We start from the raw sequence: 18043 nt of genomic DNA on the forward strand, positions 1-18043 counted from the left end.
CGGAACGCCCGGCCGCGCAGCCCGGCTTCCCGGCGCCCCGGCCATTGGGCCATTCCGCGGCCCGGGCGGCCACCCCCGGCCGCGCGCCCTCAGCTCTCCATCAGCCCGGGCGCGAACAGCTCTGCCACCGCCAGCCTGCGGCGGGACAGGTGCTGCGCCTCCGACCAGCGGCAGATCGCCTCCAGCTCCGCCCGGTTGGCGGACACGCCATAGGTCCAGGGATCCGGCCCCAGCACGGCCCGCGTCTCCTCCCAGGCCTGGACGATCCAGGGCAGCATCATCGGCAGGGTGGACCCGCGCAGCCGCGCCTCCAGCTCCGCCGCCGCCACCCGCTTGGCTTCCGCGAAGCCGTCGTAAAGCCGCCGCGCCAGGCCCGGGTCGCGCGCCAGCACCGCGGCGCGGATGCCCACCACATGCATGATCGGGTGGAAGCCCGTGCGGCGGTGATAGGCGATCTCCGCCGCCTTCACGTCCGGGAACATCCTGATCACGCGCGGGTCGCCCGCCGCGAAGGCGTCGGGCGGCGTGGGGGAGAACACCGCGTCCAGCTCGCCGCGCAACAGGGCGGCGTTCAGCGTGTCGCCCTCGGGCAGCGGGGCCACGTCCATGCCGGCCGGAAGCTCCAGCGGCAGCCGCTCCCGCCGCCCCGCCGCGTTGGTGCCGGCGGTGCGGTGGCGAATGGCGTTCACCTGAACCCCGTGCTCGTCGGCCAGGATGCCGCGCACCCAGAGCCCAAGCGTCATCTGGTATTCGGGGATGCCGACGCACCGTCCCTCGAGGTCCCTCGGCCCGGCGATCCCGGCATCGCGCCGTAGGTAGATCGCGCCGTGGCGGAAGGCGCGGGACACGAAGACCGGCAGCGCCACGTATTCCGCCTCGCCGCGCGAGAGCTGGACGAGGTGGCTGCTCAGCGACAGCTCGCTCACGTCGAACTCCGCCCGCTGCACCGCCCGCGGGAAGCTCTGCTCGGAGGGGATGGGCACCGGCACGATCTCCACCCCCTCCACCCGCACCCGGCCATCGAACAGGGGGCGCACGCGGTCATAGGGGGCGCAGGCGAGCGTCAGGGTGGTCGGGCGCATGGCGGCTCCGTTGTCCGGTCCGGCCCATCATGGCCCGGCCCGAAGCAGCGCGGCACCCTGCCTTGCCCCGGCGTTGCGGCGGGCCGCAGACTGCGCGGATCAACCGGGACGGAACCCAACGCCATGCTGCGCCGCCACCTGGCCGCCGCTCCGCTCGCCGTGCTGGCCGCCCCCTCCATCCCGCGGGCCCAGGAGGCCGCCTGGCCGCAGCGCCCCATCACCATCGTCGTGCCCTTTCCGCCCGGCGGCTCCAACGACCTGCTGGCCCGCCCGCTCGCGCAGCGGCTGCAGGTCGCGCTCGGCGGCACGCCCGTGGTGATCGAGAACCGCGGCGGGGCGGGGGGCGTGGTGGGCGCGACCGCCGTGGCCCGCGCGGCGAAGGACGGCCATACCCTGCTCTGGGGCCATATCGGCACGCTGGCGGTGAACCCCTGGCTCTACCCCCAGATCACCTATGACCCCGTGCGGGACTTCGCGCCGGTTGCCCTGGTCGCCACCCTGCCCAGCGTCCTCACCGTGCATCCCTCCCTGCCCGTGCGCTCGGCGGCGGAGTTCATCGCCTTCGCCCGCGCCAATCCCGGCAGGATCGAGTATGGCAGCGCGGGCAACGGCGCCGCCTCGCACATCACCATGGCCGCCTTCGCGGATGCCGCGGGGATCGAGCTGGTGCACGTGCCCTATCGCGGCAACGGCCCGATGCTCGCGGACCTGCTCGCGGGCCGCCTGAAGGCCACCTTCGCCGGCGCCCCCGTGGTGATGCCCGCCGTGCGCGACAGCCAGCTCCTGGCCATGGCCATCAGCGCCGCCGGCCCGTCCCCTTCCCTTCCCGGCCTGGTGCCGGTGGGGCAGGAGGCGCTGCCGGGCTTCGATCTGGTGCAGTGGCACGGCCTGGTCGCCCCCGCCGGCACCCCGCCCGCGCTGGTCGAGGCCATGAACGCCCGCATCAACGCCGTGGTCTCCGGCCCCGAGATGCGCGAGCGCCTGGCCTTCGAGGGCGCCGATCCCGCGGCCCGTTCCCCGCAGGCATTCGCCCAGCTCATCGCCTCCGAGATGGAGCGTTTCCGGGTGCTGATCGCCCGGGCCGGCATCAAGGCCGATTGAGGACGGGCCACTCGCCCGGAGCCACAGGAAAGGAACCGGCCCCATGCCCACACGACGGCCGTTGCTGGCCGCGCTGATCGCCCCCGCACCCCTGCTGGCCCAGGCGCCCGCCCCGGCGATCCTCGCGGCCGGCGCCACCAAGCACGCGGTGGAGGAATTGCAGCAGGCCCTGCGCGCGGCCGGCCAGCCGGTGCCCGAGGCCGCCTTCGACACCGTCGGTGCGCTGCGCGACCGCGTGCTGGCCGGGGAACGGCCCGTCCTGGTGCTGCTTTCCGCCGAGGCGATCGCCGCCATCGCCCGCAGGAACCCGATCCCGCCCGGCAACATCGCGGCGGTGGGCCGCACCGGCGTCGGCCTCGCCGCCCCCGCCGGCCACCCCGCGCCCGACATCTCCACCCCCGATGCCCTGCGCGCCGCCCTCCTGGCGGCCGAGGCCGTCGCCGTGGCCGACCCCGCGCGCGGCGCCACCGCCGGGCGCCACTTCATGGCGGTGCTGGACCGCCTGGGCATCGCGGAGGCCATGCGGCCGCGCCTGCGCCTGGTGCCCTTCGGCGTGGAGGGCGTCGCCATGGCGGGCCGCGGCGAGGTTCCGCTCGCGGTCAGCCAGGCCACCGAGATCACCGACCGGCCAGGCGTGCGGCTCGTGGGCCTGCTGCCCGATTCCCTCCAGCTCTGGACCCTCTACCAGGCCGCCCTGCTGCAGGACGGCGAAGACGGCCGCGCCCTGCTGCGCCGCCTCACCTCCGAGGCGGGCAAGGCCGCCTTCGGGCGCATCGGGTTCCGCCCCGCCGGCTAAGGGCCGTGCTTCGACTTGCGGGCATGGACGGGCTTGGCTTCCCGCCAAGCAAGAACAAGGAAACGCCATGCCCCCGGTTTCGCGCCGCGCCCTGCTCGCCGCCGCGACAGGGCTGGCCGCCTTCCCCGCCACGGCGCAGGCGCCACCCTGGCCTGAGCGGCCCGCTCATGCCGTCCAGTCCGCGGGCGTGTAGCGGAACCCCTCGCCGTCGCGCGCGATGAAGCCGTTCGCGGGGAAGGGGAAGTGGTAGCCGGTGACGCGCACGCGGTCGGCGGCGCAGCGGTCCAGCACCCGGCGGCGCGTCGCCTCCGCCGCCACGGGGTCGAAGTCGTACATGGCGTGGAAGCCGGGGGGCGGGCGAACAGCTCCGGCCGGTGCGTCACGTCGCCCAGCACCAGCAACTGCGCGTCCCCGTCCGCGACCAGCCAGGATGTATGCCCCGGCGAATGCCCGGGGGTCGCCAGCGCGCGGATGCCCGGCACCGCCTCCTGCCCATCCGTCACGCGCCGGACGCGCCCGGCATAGGGCGCGAGCCGCCTGGCGAGGTTGGCGAAGTTCGGCTTCTGCCGTGCCGGCGCGGAGGCTTCGTTCGCGGCCTCCCCCCAGTAGCGCCACTCGGCATCGGGGATCACCACCTCCGCCTTCTCGAACACCGCGCGGCCCTCGGCGGTGGTCAGGCCGGTGATGTGGTCGCCGTGGCAGTGGGTGAGCACCACGAGGTCGATGGCCGCGGGATCGAGCCCGGCCGCCCGCATGTTCGCCGCCGCGGCGCCGGCGGAGGGCGCAAGCTGCCCGCCCGTTCCCGCGTCGAACAGGATGGTCTGCCGCCCGGTCTGCACCACCGTCATGGTATAGGGCGTGACGTAGTGGTCGCGCGGCAGGAAGCTTTCCGCCAGCACGCCCTGCACGGCCTCCAGCGGCGCGTTCACCACCAGGCCTTCCAGCGGGATGCGGCCGGTGCCGTCGAACAGGGTGGTGGCCGTGAAGCCGCCCACGCGGAAGCGGTGGAAGCCGGGATTGGCGGGCGTGGCCGGCGCGGTCGGCGTGGCCGGTGCCTGGGCCCGCGCCCCGCCAGCCAGCAGGGCCGCGGCACCGAGGCCGAGCCCGGCCTGGCGTCGTGCGATCATGGTCGTGGTTTCCTCGCTTGGCTGCCGTCCGGGCCGGCGGGCTGGATCAGCCGGACGGAAGCCAGGGCGCCGCATGCCGCCCGTCCGCATCCCCCGACGGGCCAGCAACGGCGCATCCCGCATCCTCCCGCCCGCTCTCCGGCGGACGGGGCAGGTTAGTCGTGGGCCCGTTGCGGTGTCGCCTCATTTTTCTCCCATACCATCGCGGCGCGGGTGGCGGCGCCGCGCGGGGCCCGGTCCCGGTCCCGGTCCGGCGCGGCCGCCCAGAGCAGCCCGCCCGTGGAAAGCGGCGGGCCGGCCAGTTCCGTGTCCGGGGCTTCCCCGCAGACCGGCCGGGCCATGCCCACCGCGGCACCCTCGAGAAAGGTATCGACGCGCTGGGCCACCATCTCCCGCATGCCCCAGGCGGGCGACCAGCCGTGCACATGCCGCCGCAGCGCCAGGCAGAAGATCGAGTCGTGCAGGGCCCGGACCAGCTCCGCGTCCCGCGCGCCGGCCGCTTCCGGCAGCGAGAAGGCGCACCGGCTTTCCCTCAGCACGCGATCGAGGATGCGGGCGCGCAGGTCCTGGAACAGGCCCTCCCCCAGACCCTTGAGGCCCGAGAACAATGCCAGCCGGACCCGGCGGTAGGTCAGCACCTCGTCCAGGTAGTCGGCGTAGAAGGCGATCAGCCGCTCGCGCAGCGGCACCGCGCGCTCGCCAAGTGCCCTGTCCCAGCCCGGCTTCCAGTCGCCCGAGAGCGCTTCGGCCAGCACGCGCTCCACCAGGGCCTCCTTGCTGTCGAAGTAGCGGTACAGCAGCGGCTGGGTGATGCCGAGCCGCGCCGCCAGGTCGCGCGTCGTGGCGTCGAGCCCGATCTCGGCGAAAAGGTCGGTGGCGGCGGTGACAATGGCGCGCTCCCGCGCGAGGCCGTTGGGCCGCCGGCCCGGCGGCGCGCCCGCGGCGCGGCGCGGCCCATCCTCGGTCGTGTCGGACATGCGTCAGGCCACGCCCGCGCGGGTGGCGCGCCTGGCACGGGCGGCAGGCGCGGCAAATTCGAGTCGATACCGGAACATGACCGCGGAATAACACAGCCGCGGCGGCAGTTGAATGACATTCCCGCGCCGTCCGTCACGGCGGGGAACGCGTGGCGCAACAGCCGCGCCGGGGCGCCCGCCGGAGGACCCTACCGCGCCGCCGCGACGGTGGGAGGCAGCCCTGTCCCGTCCGGGCCGCGCATGCCGATGCGCCCGAGCCCCGGCAGCTTGATCGCGGGCCGGCGCAGGTCGATCCCGGCAACCGCGCCCAGGATGTTCACCTCCAGCCCTTCCACCCATCCCAGGGTGATCCCGGCGAAGCCGCCCAGCGTCAGCCGCAGGCCCGTGCCGGACGCGGTGGGCCGGAGCCAGCGGCCGTCATAGGGATAATCCTTGCCGATCGCGGTGGGCGGCAGGGTGAGGGAAATGCCCGGCACCGCATCCATCACGGCGGCCACGAAGGTGTTGGAATTCGGGCCCGGCCAGGCCCGGTAATCCCCGAGGTTGCGCCAGGCATAGCCGGCGATGGCCGCCCGCATCGGCGGGATCAGCGCCGCCGCCGCCTCGCCGTCTGCGGCGAAGACCACTTCGGGCACCTGGCCGAACCAGCGGCCGTCGGGCGCGAAGCCGTTCATGCGGATCGGCTCGCCCCAGGCCGTGTAGTCGTAGCGCGTGTAGGCGGGCGCGCCCTCGGGCTTGAAGACGATCCAGCAATGCACCGCGAAGATGCCGCGCCAGCGCACCGTCGGCGCGGCGAAGACCCGCACCACCGCGCCCGATGCGGCAGCGGGAGGCAGGAGGCCCGCGCTCGAACGGTCGGCCCCCCACCAGTCCGTGCCCGCCCCCCGGGCGGCATAAACGGCGGCCGAGACGCCGAGCGGCAGCAGGAAGAACAGAACAAAGAGAAGCAGGGCGGCTTTGAGAAAGGTCATGTCGCCCGTCATATCTGGACGCCCCCCGCGCGCGGCAACCGCGCCTCGCGCGGGCCGGCAATGCCCGGGAGAAGGGTGGGAGCGACGCGCGCCTGCCCCAGCGGTTGAAGTGGACGACCTCCGTCCCCATCTAAATCATATCAAACTCGTCTGGTCCGGCCTGCCATTCTCAGCTCCTCACGGAGCGCAGAGCCCGCTGTCCGTCATCCTCCGCAGCTTGATCCGCCCCGCGGCACCGCAGGGTGGTCCTTATTCGTGAACGGACAGCTCCCATGCCCATCGGCACCGTCAAATGGTTCAACGCCACCAAGGGCTTCGGCTTCATCCAGCCTGAGGACGGGTCCAAGGACGTCTTTCTCCACATCTCCGACGTGCAGCGCGCCGGGATGCAGGAGCCCCGCGAGGGCGACAGGATCGAGTACGAGCCGCAGAGCGGCCAGCAGGGCAAGGTTTCGGCCGGCAACCTGAAGGCGGCCTGACCCGCACGGCCAAGCTGCCCGCAAGGGCGCCTGGCCGGCCCTTCACCGGGAAGGCAGCAGCGAGCGGCGGGATCACAGTGCCGTCAGGCCGGCGCGCCAGGATGGCACCGCAGCTTACATTTCCGTCACGCATGGCACCGGCCCGTTCGCTGTCCCGAGCGACCGGCCATCCGCTGGCGGAACAATGCCGCCGTGCCGCCCCTGACCGAACCGCCGCCGCCCGAAACGGCATTGCCTGGATCGTGCCAGGCGGTGCCCCAGCCGAGGAACCATCATGCAACGCCACAGCTTTGAAATCGGCCAGAACGTCGAACTGGTCGCCGGGGTCCTCACCCCGCCCGGCATGATTGGCCACTACACCATCGTCCGCCTGCTGCCGAACGACGCCTCCGACCGCGAGTACCGGGTCCGCAGCGAGCGCGACGGCCATGAGCGCGTCGTGCGCGAGAGCCAGCTCCGCCGCGGCGCCGTGTCGACCCTCGGCAAGGGCTGGCCGGTCGTCGGCTGAACGCCCCGGCCCCTCCGGGCCGATCCCGGCCCCGCTCCTGGGCCGGTCGAACCGCCCCGCCCGGATGTTCATGGCATCCGGCCAGGGGTGCGTGCCCATGTCACCAACGCAACACCACGGGGAACCCGCGTGTCCCAGAGCAAGACCACTTCCAGCCCGGCGAGCGCCGACGGCCTGGAGGAGACCATCGCCTATCTCGCGAAGCGCCACCGCGTTTCCGTCGCCATCGTGCGCGAGATCGCGCGCAAGCTCGGCTCCTCCGAGCGCGGTGCGATCGAGCGCGAGATCGAGCGCGGCAAGTCCCGCCGCTGATCCCCCGTGCCCGGCGCGCGCCACGGCACGCCGCCGGGCTTGGAGGGTGCCGGCGCGGGCGCCACAATGGGCCATGTCCCACCCGCCCCCCCAGGCTGGGCGTGAGAGAGCGGCCGATGCCGTGGTCCACGCGGCCGGCCTTGTCTCGGTTCTTCTAGGCTGCGTCCTGCTGGCCTGGCGCACACCCCCATCCGCCGGCCCTCGCCTCTCCCTCGCGCTCGCCCTCTACGCCACCGGCCTCGTGGCCACCTTCACCTGCTCCGCCGCCTACAATCTCGCCCCCGCCGGGCGCGGGCGGGCTTTCCTGCGCCGGGCGGACCATGCCGCCATCTTCCTGATGATCGCCGGCACCTACACGCCCGTCTCCCTTCTCGCGATCGGCGGCCCCCTCGCCGCCGCCCTGCTGGCCGTGGTCTGGACCGGCGCCCTTGGCGGCGCCGCGGTGAAGCTGTTCGCCCCTGGCCGGTTCGAGCGCGCCTCGGTGGCCGCCTACCTGTTGCTGGGCTGGGTCGGCGTGGTCGCGCTGGTGCCGCTGGCGCAAGCCCTGACTCCCTGGCAGTTCGGCTTCCTGGCGGCCGGCGGCCTTCTCTACACCGTCGGCGTGCTGTTCCATCTGGCGGATCGCCTGCCCTACAGCACGGCGGTCTGGCATGCCCTGGTGCTGGTTGCGGCGGGCTGCCACTTCGCCCTCGTGCTGGGCCTCGCCACGGATCACGCCGCCGGCTGACGGCATCTCCGGTGGGTGGAGGGCCAACCATTCCCCGGCCGCGCCGTTGTAATGCTGCACCGCAACATCGACATGCGGTGGAGCAGGACCGCCCGTCGGGCGTCTCCAGCGGCAAAAGGAAGTTTCATGCGCAATCCCAAGCTCGACCTCAGCGCGCTGGTTCGCCTGCAGCGGCGGCGGCGGGACGCCGCGTCGCAGACGGCCACCGGGGCCGGCGGCGGGAATGCCCTGTCGGAGATCACAGGCTTCGGCTCGAACCCCGGCGCGCTGCGGATGTTCGCCCATGTGCCGGCCGACCTGCCGCGCGGGGCGCCGCTGGTGGTGGCGCTGCACGGCTGCACCCAGAACGCGGCCGCCTATGACCAGGGCTGCGGCTGGTCCGCCATGGCCGACCGCCTGGGCTTCGCCGTGCTCCTGCCCGAGCAGCAGCGCGCCAACAACTCCTCCCTCTGCTTCAACTGGTTCGAGCCGGGCGACACCGCCCGCGGCGCCGGGGAAGCCCTGTCGATCCGCCAGATGATCGCGCAGATGCTGGAAACCCACGCCATCGACCCCGCCCGCGTCTTCGTCACTGGGCTTTCGGCCGGCGGCGCGATGACGGCGGTGATGCTGGCCACCTATCCCGAAACCTTCGCCGGCGGCGCCATCATCGCCGGCCTTCCCTTTGGCGCCGCCGGCAGCGTGATGGAGGCGCTGGGCGCCATGTCGCGCATCGCCGCCCTTCCCGCCGCCACGCGCGGCCAGGCCGTGCGCGCCGCTTCCCCCCATCGTGGCCCCTGGCCCCGCGTTTCCGTTTGGCACGGCGAGGCCGACACCACCGTGGGGTCGGACAACGCCGGGGAAAGCGTGAAGCAGTGGCTGAACCTGCATGGCCTGGACGGCGCCAAGCCCGTGCGCGAGCCCGGTGGCCCCGGCCACACCCACCTGACCTGGCGCGGCGCGGACGGCGTGGCGCGCGTGGAAAGCCATTCCATCGCCGGCATGGCCCACGGCGTTCCCCTCCGCCCCGGGCAAGGCGAAGGGCTGGCCGGCGCGGCGGGCGCCTACATGCTGGATGTCGGCGTCTCATCCACCCATCAGATCCTCGGCTTCTGGGGCATCGACACGGCCGGCGCGGCCGAGGGCGCGCCGGCCCCGCGCGCGGCCCGGGGCGATGCCGGGCCGGTTCCCACGCCGGAATCCGCGCGGCCGGCCGCGCCCGGCCCCGCGCAGCCCGCCGCGCCCGAGGTCATCCTGGCCCGCCGCCCCGCCGCCGGGTCCGCGACCCAGGGCCCGGTGACCCGCGAGCCCGCGCCCGCGGACGCCTCCTCCGGTGCCTTTCCCGGCTTTCCCGGTGGCTTCCCCGGGACGTTCCCCGGCGGCACCTCCAACCCCTTCGGCGCCTCCTTCCAGAACCCCTTCGCCGGCGCGGCCGGTGAAGCCGCGCAGGGCGGCGCCAAGGCCCCTCCCCCGGGCGGCCCCGGTGACATCATTGTCCGGGCCCTGCGCGCGGCCGGGCTGATGGGCACCGGGCGGGAGTGAGGGCCTGCCGCGCCCGGCGCGGCGCTGTCCCGGCGCGGTGGCGTTAAAACGCCGCGCCACTGGCCGATTGACAGGAGCGAGGGGCTGGGGCCGCTTACTACCCTGATGCATCCCGAACGCCCGACTCTGCCACCGGAGTTGCAAGATCTGATCGGAGCGCGGATGCGGGGGGGCCGCTACCGCGATGCGGCCGAACTCATCCGGGCGGCGCTGGCCGCGCTGGACGCCAGCAACGGGGCCGGGGACGGAGCCGGTGCCGGCTCCGGCGATGGGGAAGCGCCGCCGTCCCGGGACGAGGGCTTCCGCTTGGCACTGGAGGAAGGCCTGCGCGGCCAGTCCGACCCGCTGGCGGCCATGGCCTGCGCGGCGGAACTGCTGGGCTCCCGCCTCGGGGCGGCGCGGGCCGGTTACTGGGAGCTCGACGACGGTGCCGGAACGCTGCGGATGGCCTGGAACTGGACCAGCGGCCATGCCGCCGGCCCGGGGGGAGAGGCGCAGTTCCGGGAAGCCTTCAGCCAGGAGCACGCCGCCCGGCTGCGGGCCGGCCGGATGCTGGTCGCCGGCGGGGATGACGCCGGGACTGGCGGGGCCATGCCTGGCGCCTGGGCGTCGGTTGTGGCCCCCCTCCTCGAGGCGGGCGCCCTCAAGGGCGTGCTCTGCGTCCAGTCCGCCCCGCCCCGTCCCTGGTCACCGGCCGAGGTCGCCCTGGTCCGGCACGCCGCGGAGCGGAGCTGGGAGACTGCGGGCCGCCTGCGGGTGGAGGCCGCGCTGCGCGAGAGCGAGGAACGCCATCGGGTGCTGTTCGAGGCCGCGCCCTTCTCGGTGATCATCATCGACCCCGTGACCCACGCGGTGCTGGACGTCAACGCCTTCGCCTGCGCCGCCTACGGCCACCCGCGCGAAGCCTTCCTTGGCATGAACATCGCCGACCTCGACGTGCTGGGCGAAGCGGACGCGATCCGCGCCCGCGGCCGCGCCGGCGCCATCCGCCCGGGCGTGCAGGAGTTCGAGGCACGGCACCGCACGGCGGACGGCACGATCCGCGACGTGCTCGTGCGCGTGCAGGGGGTGCGCCTGGGCGGGCGGGACGTGACCTATGGCGCCCATTTCGACATCACCGCCCGCAAGGCCGCCGAGGCGGCGCTGCGCGCCAGCGAGGCGCGGCTGCGCCTGGCGGTGGAGGGCGCGCGCCTCAGCACCTGGGAGTTCGACCTGCGCCGCGGCACCGGCTCGCGCGCGGGGCCGCTGCAGGCCGCGCTTCCCCACGTGCCCGGCCAGGACTTCCCCCTGTCCCGCTGGCTCGACGCCATCCACCCGGAGGAGCGCGCGGCCGTGGAGTCCCGCTTCTGGGGCGTGGTCCAGGACGCGACCCCGCGCTTCGAGGCGGAGTTCCGCGTCCGGCGGTCGGACGGGCAATGGGCCTGGATCTCCTCCTTCGGCGCCGTGGTGGAGCGGGACGGCACGAGCGGCCTGCCGACGCGGGTGGCGGGCGTCGCGCAGGACATCACCGACCGGCGCGCCGCCGAGGAGCGCCGCGCGCTGCTGATGCGGGAGGTGGACCATCGCGCCAAGAACGCCCTGGCCGTGGTGCAGGCGACGCTGCGGCTGACGCAGGCGAGCGACCTGGAGAGCTTCCGGGCGGAGGTGGAGGGCCGCGTCGCCGCGATCGCCCGTGCCCAGACCCTGCTGGCCGACGAAAGCTGGTCCGGCGCCGACCTGCACGCCCTGCTGGAAGGGGGGCTGGCGCCCTTCCTCGGGGGCGAGAAGCACCGCGCCCGGCTGGAGGGGCCCCGCGTGACCCTGCCCCCGGGTGCGGCACAGCCCTTCGCCATGGCCGTGCACGAGCTGGCCACCAACGCCACCAAGCACGGCGCGCTTTCCACCTGCGGCGGCGAGGTCCGGGTCGCATGGCGCCTCGGCGACGACCCGCGCGACACCCTCCACCTCCGATGGACCGAGGCCGGGGGCCCGGCGCTGCCGGGCCCGCCGGTCCGCCGCGGCTTCGGATCCCGCGTTCTGGAAGGAACCGTGAGGCACCAGCTCGGCGGAACCGTGACGCTGCACTGGGAGGGCACGGGACTGATCTGCGAGATAGAGCTGCCGTTGAGCAGGACCACGGACAAAAGCAACGTCCGGGCGGAAGGGGGCTGAAAGCGCGGCGCCAGGCGCACGGCCTCCTGATCAGGAACGGTCTATCGATCTGGCATCGTCTTATTTTTGTTTCGTTGACAAATCATTACGATATCTGCTCGTTCCGAACGCGTCACCAAAACGGAACGGTTCATGTCCCCGATTCTCCCCAAGCTGCCGCCGAGCATCCAGGGAACCGCGCGCGCTGACGACCTGCGTGCCCGCGCCCGGTTCGGTGCCGGCGTTTCCGGCACCCTCGATGGGCAAGGGGGGGACGACTACATCCTGGGCGACAGCGGCAACGACACGCTCTTCGGCGGCGACGGCAACGACCAGCTCTGGGGCGACATCGGTGCGGACCTCCTGACCGGCGGCACCGGCAACGACACCCTGCGGGGCGGCGTCGGCGATGACGTGCTGGATGGTGGCGATGGCAGGGACCAGCTCTGGGGAGGCGCCGGGCTCGACATCCTGACGGGCGGCGCGGGTGACGACGAGCTGGCGGGCGAGGACGGCAACGACAGCCTCGACGGTGGCGAGGGCAACGACCTCCTCAACGGCGGCGGCGGCAACGACACGATCCGTGGCGGCGCGGGCGACGACCGCGTCCTCGCCGGGGACGGCAGCGACCTGATCGAGGCCGGCACCGGCAACGACTATGTCCAGGCGGGCGCCGGCAACGACCGCGTCGCCACCGGCGCGGGCGACGACAACATCCTGGCCGATGCCGGCGACGACGACGTCGAGGCCGGGGACGGCAACGACTATGTGCAGGCGGGCGTCGGCAATGACCGGGCCGTGACCGGCGCCGGCAACGACACCATCCTGGGCGACGAGGGCAACGACTGGATCGACTCCGGCGCGGGCAGCGACCAGGTTTACGCGGGCGCCGGGGACGACACCGTGGTCCACCGCCGCGCCGAGAACGTGGGCGCGACCGAGCGCATGGAAGGCGGGGCCGGCAACGACACCCTCAAGCTGGAGTTCACCGCGGCCGACTGGTTCGACATGGCCGTGCAGAGCGACCTCGGCCGCTACCGTGCCTTCCTCGCCGGGCCCTATGCCGCGAATGGCAGCTTCTACGCCTGGTCAAGCATGGGGATGATCTCGTCCTCCTTCGAGAACGCCGCCCTGACCGTGGACGGCGCCGCCGCTTCCCTCGCCGACGACGCCGTTTCCGCGCGCGACGACCTGTTCAGCGTGCTCGAGGACGGCACGCTGTCCGGCAACGTGCTGGGCAACGACGGCGTGCCGGACCTCGTGCGCTCGGTCGCCGTCCTGTCCGGCCCGCTCGCGGGCAGCCTCGTTCCCGCCGCGCGCAACGGCGCCTTCTCCTTCACCGCCGATTCCGGCCTGCAGTCGCTGCGGGGCGGCGAGGTGCGCGACCTGTTCTTCACCTACCGCGTGACCGACGCCGACAACGACACGGGCGATGCGCGCGTCACCCTCCGTGTGGTCGGCGTCAACGATGCCGCGCTCTTCGGCGGCACCGGGGCCGGTGCCGTGACCGAGGAGGGGACGGTGCGGGCCGCATCGGGCGTTCTGAGCGTGTCGGACGTGGACACGGGGGAGGCCGGGTTCCGGGCCGCGGCCACGCTGGCCGGCGCTTACGGCGACTTCACCTTCGACGCCGCGACCGGTGCCTGGACCTACACCCTCGACAACGCGCGCGCCGCCACCCAGGCGCTGCGCGGCGGGCAGGTCGCCACCGACAGCCTGAGCATCCGCTCCGTCGATCTCACCGAGAAGGTCGTGTCGGTGGGCGTCACCGGCGCGAACGACGCCGCGACCTTCGGCGGCACCCGGTCGGTGACCACGAACGAGGACGCCGCCGCCGCGGTGGGCGCCACCCTCACCGTGTCCGACGCGGATGGCGGCGAGGCCGGCTTCCTGCCCACGGCCACCCCCGTCGTCGCCGGGCGCTACGGCAGCTTCACCTTCGCGCCGGCCACGGGCAACTGGACCTACCTGGTCGCCCCGACGGCGGAGGTGCAGTCCCTGCGCGCGGGCCAGAGCCTGGCCGACAGCATGACGGTCCGCTCCACCGACGGCACCACCCAGGTGCTGTCGGTCACGATCGAGGGCCGGAACGACGCGGCCACCATCGCCGGCACCGCGGCCGCGAGCGTGACCGAGGACGCGCCCGCCAGCACCGCGTCCGGCACCCTCGTGGTGTTTGACGCCGATGCCGGGCAGTCCGCCTTCCAGGCCCCGGCCGCCGCCGCGCTCGCCGGCACCCACGGCACCTTCGCCTTCAACAGCACCACCGGCGCCTGGACCTACGCCCTGGACAACGCCCGCGCCGCCACGCAGGCCCTCAAGGCCGGGCAGAGCGTGGCCGAAACCCTGACCGTCACCTCCCTCGACGGCTCGGCCAGCAAGACCATCAGCGTCACCGTCAACGGCGCGAGCGAGCCGGTCACGGCCCGGGTCCTTTCGACGAGTTCGCAGGGCATCGCCGATGGCAACCACGCCCACACGTCCAACGGCACGGTCGAGGTCGGGCCCTGGAGCGGCGAGGTGGTGCGCGGGGCGGTCGAGTTCGATCTCGGTGCCGGCAGCTTCACCACCGCGCGCTTCTCCTTCCACGAAGGCGCCAGTTCCGGGATCAGCTATCCGCTGGCGGGCGTGTTCAAGGGCACCGTCTCCGTTTACGCCTATCGCGGCAACGGCTCGGTCAGCACTTCGGATTTCAATGCCGCGACCCTGTCCCTGGTCACGACGATCAACACCTCGGCCAAGAACACGGGCGCGGCCTATGACCTGGACGTCTCCGCCGCCCTGGCGGACGACATGGCGGCCGGTGCGGATGCCGGCTTTCTGTTCACCTACCAGTCCACCGGCGGGCCGAATGCGCCGATGCATTTCTCGGGTTTCGGCCTGACTTTCGCCTGAAGCCCGAACCCTGCGGCCGGCACAGGGCGCAGGGATGCGGAACTGCCGGCCGCGCGGGCCGCATCCCCTGGTCCCGGATTTCCCGGCCCAAATCCCCTGGGGACCGATCAGTTGTCCCGCAGCGCCAGCGCCAGGCTCCGCAGCATCGTCGCCGTCGCGCCCCAGATCACCTGTGTCTCGTGCGGCCAGGCCCAGAACTCGCGGGCGCGGCCGCCGAACACGCCGTGGCGCCGCTCCGGCGAGGCCGGGTCCATCAGCCGCGACACCGGGTACTCGAACACCTCCGCCACCTCGGCCGGCTCGGGCGTGAGGGTCACCGGCGGGTCGAGCAGCGCCACCACCGGGATCACGTGGAAGCCCGTGCCCGTCACCATGGCGGGAAGCCGCCCGGCGATGCGCGGCAGGCGCGGGTCGAGCCCCACCTCCTCGGCGGCCTCGCGGATGGCGGCGGCCTCGGGCGTCTCACCGGGCTCGATCCGCCCGCCCGGAAAGGCCACCTGCCCGGCATGGGCCGACAGGGTGGCGGCACGCAGGGTCAGCAGCACGGCCGGCTCGGGGTGCAGGATGACCGGCACCAGCACGGCGGAGCGGCGGATGGCCGCCTCCGGCGCGTCGTCCCCGGCCTCGCCCAGCCCCCGGGCGAGCCGGGCCGGATCGGCCAGGCGCGCCTCGACTTCGGCCGGCGGGAGCGAGAACAGCGACGACGGCGAAAGAAGCGCCGGCGGGGCCGTCGTCACGCCACCTCGTCGTCCAGGGCCGCGAGCGGATCGTCCAGGTCTCCGTCCGGCATGTCGTCCTCGGGCGGGCTGTCGTCGATGACAAAGAACACGCCCTCGCTCCAGACGCCCGTCACCTCGCGCCCGTCGATCACCTCGGTCTGGGCGAGCGCCACCAGCTCATAGAAAACCGGCCGGCTGATCCGGGCCTCCAGGCCCGGGCGCACCGTGACATAGGGGCGGGGCTCGCGGGTCACCGGGTCGATCTGCACGCGGATCGGGTGGGCCTCGTCGGCCGTCACCATCTCGTCGAGGTTGGTGCGGAAGGTCAGGCATTGCCGGGCCCGGCGCCGCGCCGGGGCACCGCCTCCCTCGCAGACGCCATCGTTGTTGCTGCAGCAATGGCCCCAGTTCAGCTCCACCGCGACGAAGGGCGCGTCCTCCACCTCGACCCGGCCTTTCTCCACCGGCGTTTCCAGCCAGTAGACCCCTTCCTCGTCCCGCTTCAGGACCGAGGCGAAGAGGCAGACCAGCTCGCGCCGCCCGATCGGGCTGCCCTGGTAGTGCCAGCTTCCGTCCCGGGCGATCCGCATGTGGAAGTCGCCGCAGATCGTTCGGGGCATGCGTGCCAGACCCGACGCCGCGACGGCCGCAGCGGGTTTTCCGCCGCCTGTAACATCATGCATCCCCAGCGCCATGTGACTTCCTCCGCGCCATCGAAGGGTCCTACCCTCCCCATTCGCCCGGCACGCCTCCATGTATCCCGGAGTGGCGGGGGTGAGGGCGTTACCCTCGGGCAATATGAGAAGGGGCCACCCGTGGTTGAAGTGCCCGGCACAAAGGAAGCGACGGCTGATGCGGAGAAGCTGCTCGGAGAGGCCGAGGCGCTCTCCTCGCGGCTCACCCGGGTGCGGGCCGCCGTCGGCCGGGTGATCCTCGGGCAGGAGGAGGTGGTGGAGCAGGCGCTCGTCACCCTGCTGGCCGGCGGGCACATGCTGCTGGTGGGCGTTCCCGGCCTGGGCAAGACCAAGCTGGTGGAAACCCTGGGCACCGTGATGGGCCTCGATGCCCGCCGCGTTCAGTTCACCCCGGACCTCATGCCGTCGGACATCCTGGGTTCGGAGGTGCTGGAGGAGGCCGAGGGAGGCCGGCGCGCCTTCCGCTTCCTGCGCGGCCCCGTCTTCTGCCAGCTTCTCATGGCGGACGAGATCAACCGGGCCTCGCCCCGCACCCAGTCCGCGCTTCTCCAGGCCATGCAGGAGCGGAAGGTGGCGGTGGGCGGCCAGATCCTGGACCTTCCCGCCCCCTTCCACGTGCTGGCCACCCAGAACCCGATCGAGCAGGAGGGCACCTATCCCCTGCCCGAGGCCCAGCTCGACCGCTTCCTGCTGGAGATCGAGATCGGCTACCCCGACGAGGCCGCCGAGCGCGCCATGCTGCTGGCCACCACCGGCGCCCGCGAGGCCCGGCCGGAGGAAGCGCTGCGGGCCGAGGAACTGATCGCCGCCCAGGCCCTGATCCGCCGCCTGCCGGTGGGGGAGACCGTGCTCAATGCCATCCTCCGCCTGGTGCGCGGCGCCCGGCCGGACACCGCGACGCTGCCCGCCGTGAAGCAGCACCTCGCCTGGGGCCCCGGCCCCCGCGCCGCCCAGGCGCTGATGCTGGCGACAAGGGCGCGCGCCGTGCTGGACGGGCGGCTTTCCCCCAGCGTGGAGGACGTGCTGGCGCTGGCCGAGCCTATCCTGCGCCACCGCATGGCGCTGGGCTTCGCGGCGCGGGCGGACGGCGTGCAGCTTTCCGAGGTGATCGGCGCGCTGAAGGCCGATCTTGGCTAAGGGAGCGCCGGAGGCCGCGCTCGCCCTCCGGGCCGAGTCCGCCGGCGCGCGCCTGCCGCCCCTGGTGGTGGCCGCCGAGCGGGTGGCCGCCACGGTGATGCAGGGCGTGCATGGCCGCCGCCGCTCCGGCCAGGGCGACGCCTTCTGGCAGTTCCGGCCCTATCTGCCCGGCGACGACGCCGCCCGCGTCGACTGGCGGCAGAGCGCCAAGTCCGATCGCCTTTATCTTCGCGAAACCGAATGGGAATCCGCCCAGACCGTGGCGCTGTGGCGGGATTCCGCGCCCGGCATGGACTGGTCCGGCGCCGCCTCCCGGCCCACCAAGGGGGCGCGCGCCGACCTTCTCCTTCTCGCCCTCGCCTCCCTCCTGCTGCGGGGTGGGGAAAGGGTGCGCCTCCTGGGCGGCGGGCGCGGGCTGTCCGGGCGGGGCGCGCTTCCCGCGCTGGTCATGCGCCTCGGTGGCCAGTCCGGCCCGCCGGCCGACGAAAGCCTGCCCCGCCATGCCCGCGCCGTGCTGTTCGGCGATTTCCTGGCCCCCTTGCCGGACCTCCGCGCCACCCTCGCGCCGCTGGCCGCCGCCGGGGTGCGCGGCACCCTCGTGACGCTGCGCGACCCGGCAGAGGAAACCCTGCCCTATGGCGGCCGCATCCGCTTCGAGCCGCTGGACGGCACCGACCCCGCGCTGGTGCCGCGCGTGGAGGGGATCCGCGCCCTTTACGAGGAGCGCATGGCGGCCCACCGCGAGGGCCTCTCGGCACTGGCGGCCTCGCTGGGCCTGCGCGTCCTGTTCCACCGCACCGACCATCCGCCGGAGGCGGCGCTGATGGCGCTCTGGCAGGCCCTGGCCCCGCAGGGGGCGCGCTGAG

Annotated in this window: 17 protein-coding genes; 11 read left to right on the forward strand and 6 right to left on the reverse strand. The window is 73.7% G+C overall.

The features are described from left to right. Nucleotides 1-89: 89 nt before the first annotated feature. Nucleotides 90-1082, reverse strand: coding sequence for a substrate-binding domain-containing protein (locus ACFFIC_RS07365; protein WP_377049521.1), 993 nt, complete (start codon nt 1080-1082; stop codon nt 90-92). A gap of 123 nt (nt 1083-1205) precedes the next feature. Here ACFFIC_RS07365 and ACFFIC_RS07370 point away from each other — a divergent pair, with 123 nt between their 5' ends. Together ACFFIC_RS07370 and ACFFIC_RS07375 are read left to right on the forward strand one after the other, a co-directional pair. Further along, nucleotides 1206-2183 carry a Bug family tripartite tricarboxylate transporter substrate binding protein gene (locus ACFFIC_RS07370; protein ID WP_377049522.1) on the forward strand — a complete coding sequence of 326 codons (978 nt, stop codon included), beginning with the start codon at nt 1206-1208 and terminating at the stop codon, nt 2181-2183. Nucleotides 2184-2226: 43 nt separating this feature from the next. Beyond that, nucleotides 2227-2979 carry a molybdate ABC transporter substrate-binding protein gene (locus ACFFIC_RS07375; RefSeq protein ID WP_377049523.1) on the forward strand — a complete coding sequence of 251 codons (753 nt, stop codon included), beginning with the start codon at nt 2227-2229 and terminating at the stop codon, nt 2977-2979. Here the strand turns inward: ACFFIC_RS07375 and ACFFIC_RS07380 are convergent. The 3 genes from ACFFIC_RS07380 to ACFFIC_RS07390 form a co-directional block, all read right to left on the reverse strand. Continuing rightward, entirely contained in the window at nt 2976-4106 is a 1131-nt protein-coding gene (locus tag ACFFIC_RS07380) for an MBL fold metallo-hydrolase (RefSeq protein WP_377049524.1), read from the reverse strand. The two genes, ACFFIC_RS07375 and ACFFIC_RS07380, sit on opposite strands and share 4 nt — an antisense overlap. Nucleotides 4107-4261: 155 nt before the next feature. Then, nucleotides 4262-5083 (reverse strand): TetR/AcrR family transcriptional regulator, encoded by an 822-nt coding sequence (locus tag ACFFIC_RS07385; RefSeq protein WP_377049525.1) that lies wholly within the window; start codon nt 5081-5083, stop codon nt 4262-4264. 188 nt (nt 5084-5271) lie between these two features. Next, nucleotides 5272-6054 (reverse strand): DUF3750 domain-containing protein, encoded by a 783-nt coding sequence (locus ACFFIC_RS07390; protein ID WP_377049526.1) that lies wholly within the window; start codon nt 6052-6054, stop codon nt 5272-5274. Between the two features lie 272 nt (nt 6055-6326). On the opposite strand from ACFFIC_RS07390, the gene ACFFIC_RS07395 reads away from it, so the two are divergent. The 7 genes from ACFFIC_RS07395 to ACFFIC_RS07425 all read left to right on the forward strand — a co-directional run bounded on the left by ACFFIC_RS07395 (nt 6327) and on the right by ACFFIC_RS07425 (nt 14626). Further along, nucleotides 6327-6533: a cold-shock protein gene (locus ACFFIC_RS07395; protein ID WP_377049527.1), complete on the forward strand. Its 207-nt coding sequence runs from the start codon at nt 6327-6329 to the stop codon at nt 6531-6533. Between the two features lie 274 nt (nt 6534-6807). Then, on the forward strand, nt 6808-7041 hold the full coding sequence (locus tag ACFFIC_RS07400) for a hypothetical protein (RefSeq protein ID WP_377049528.1): 234 nt from the start codon (nt 6808-6810) through the stop codon (nt 7039-7041). 129 nt (nt 7042-7170) lie between these two features. Further along, nucleotides 7171-7353 carry a hypothetical protein gene (locus tag ACFFIC_RS07405; RefSeq protein WP_377049529.1) on the forward strand — a complete coding sequence of 61 codons (183 nt, stop codon included), beginning with the start codon at nt 7171-7173 and terminating at the stop codon, nt 7351-7353. Between the two features lie 73 nt (nt 7354-7426). Further along, on the forward strand, nt 7427-8080 hold the full coding sequence (gene trhA / locus ACFFIC_RS07410; protein ID WP_377049530.1) for a PAQR family membrane homeostasis protein TrhA: 654 nt from the start codon (nt 7427-7429) through the stop codon (nt 8078-8080). Between the two features lie 126 nt (nt 8081-8206). Further along, a complete protein-coding gene (locus ACFFIC_RS07415) occupies nt 8207-9601 on the forward strand; it encodes an extracellular catalytic domain type 1 short-chain-length polyhydroxyalkanoate depolymerase (RefSeq protein ID WP_377049531.1) in 1395 nt (464 codons plus the stop codon). Nucleotides 9602-9763: 162 nt separating this feature from the next. After that, nucleotides 9764-11752: a sensor histidine kinase gene (locus ACFFIC_RS07420; protein ID WP_377049532.1), complete on the forward strand. Its 1989-nt coding sequence runs from the start codon at nt 9764-9766 to the stop codon at nt 11750-11752. 132 nt (nt 11753-11884) lie between these two features. Further along, on the forward strand, nt 11885-14626 hold the full coding sequence (locus ACFFIC_RS07425; protein ID WP_377049533.1) for a VCBS domain-containing protein: 2742 nt from the start codon (nt 11885-11887) through the stop codon (nt 14624-14626). A gap of 107 nt (nt 14627-14733) precedes the next feature. Here the strand turns inward: ACFFIC_RS07425 and ACFFIC_RS07430 are convergent, their stop codons facing one another. Together ACFFIC_RS07430 and ACFFIC_RS07435 are read right to left on the reverse strand one after the other, a co-directional pair. Beyond that, on the reverse strand, nt 14734-15363 hold the full coding sequence (locus tag ACFFIC_RS07430) for a CoA pyrophosphatase (RefSeq protein ID WP_377049534.1): 630 nt from the start codon (nt 15361-15363) through the stop codon (nt 14734-14736). Then, nucleotides 15360-15965, reverse strand: a complete 606-nt coding sequence (locus tag ACFFIC_RS07435) for a DUF1285 domain-containing protein (RefSeq protein ID WP_377049535.1) — start codon at nt 15963-15965, stop codon at nt 15360-15362. Before ACFFIC_RS07435 ends, ACFFIC_RS07430 begins: the two co-directional genes overlap by 4 nt. A gap of 195 nt (nt 15966-16160) precedes the next feature. Here ACFFIC_RS07435 and ACFFIC_RS07440 point away from each other — a divergent pair, with 195 nt between their 5' ends. Both ACFFIC_RS07440 and ACFFIC_RS07445 read left to right on the forward strand, forming a co-directional pair. Beyond that, nucleotides 16161-17177, forward strand: coding sequence for an AAA family ATPase (locus ACFFIC_RS07440; RefSeq protein WP_377049536.1), 1017 nt, complete (start codon nt 16161-16163; stop codon nt 17175-17177). Beyond that, nucleotides 17170-18042: a DUF58 domain-containing protein gene (locus ACFFIC_RS07445; RefSeq protein ID WP_377049537.1), complete on the forward strand. Its 873-nt coding sequence runs from the start codon at nt 17170-17172 to the stop codon at nt 18040-18042. The genes ACFFIC_RS07440 and ACFFIC_RS07445 overlap by 8 nt, the downstream gene beginning before the upstream one ends. Nucleotide 18043: the final 1 nt, after the last annotated feature.

This window comes from Muricoccus vinaceus, assembly GCF_042433125.1.
GTDB lineage: Bacteria > Pseudomonadota > Alphaproteobacteria > Acetobacterales > Acetobacteraceae > Roseomonas > Roseomonas vinacea.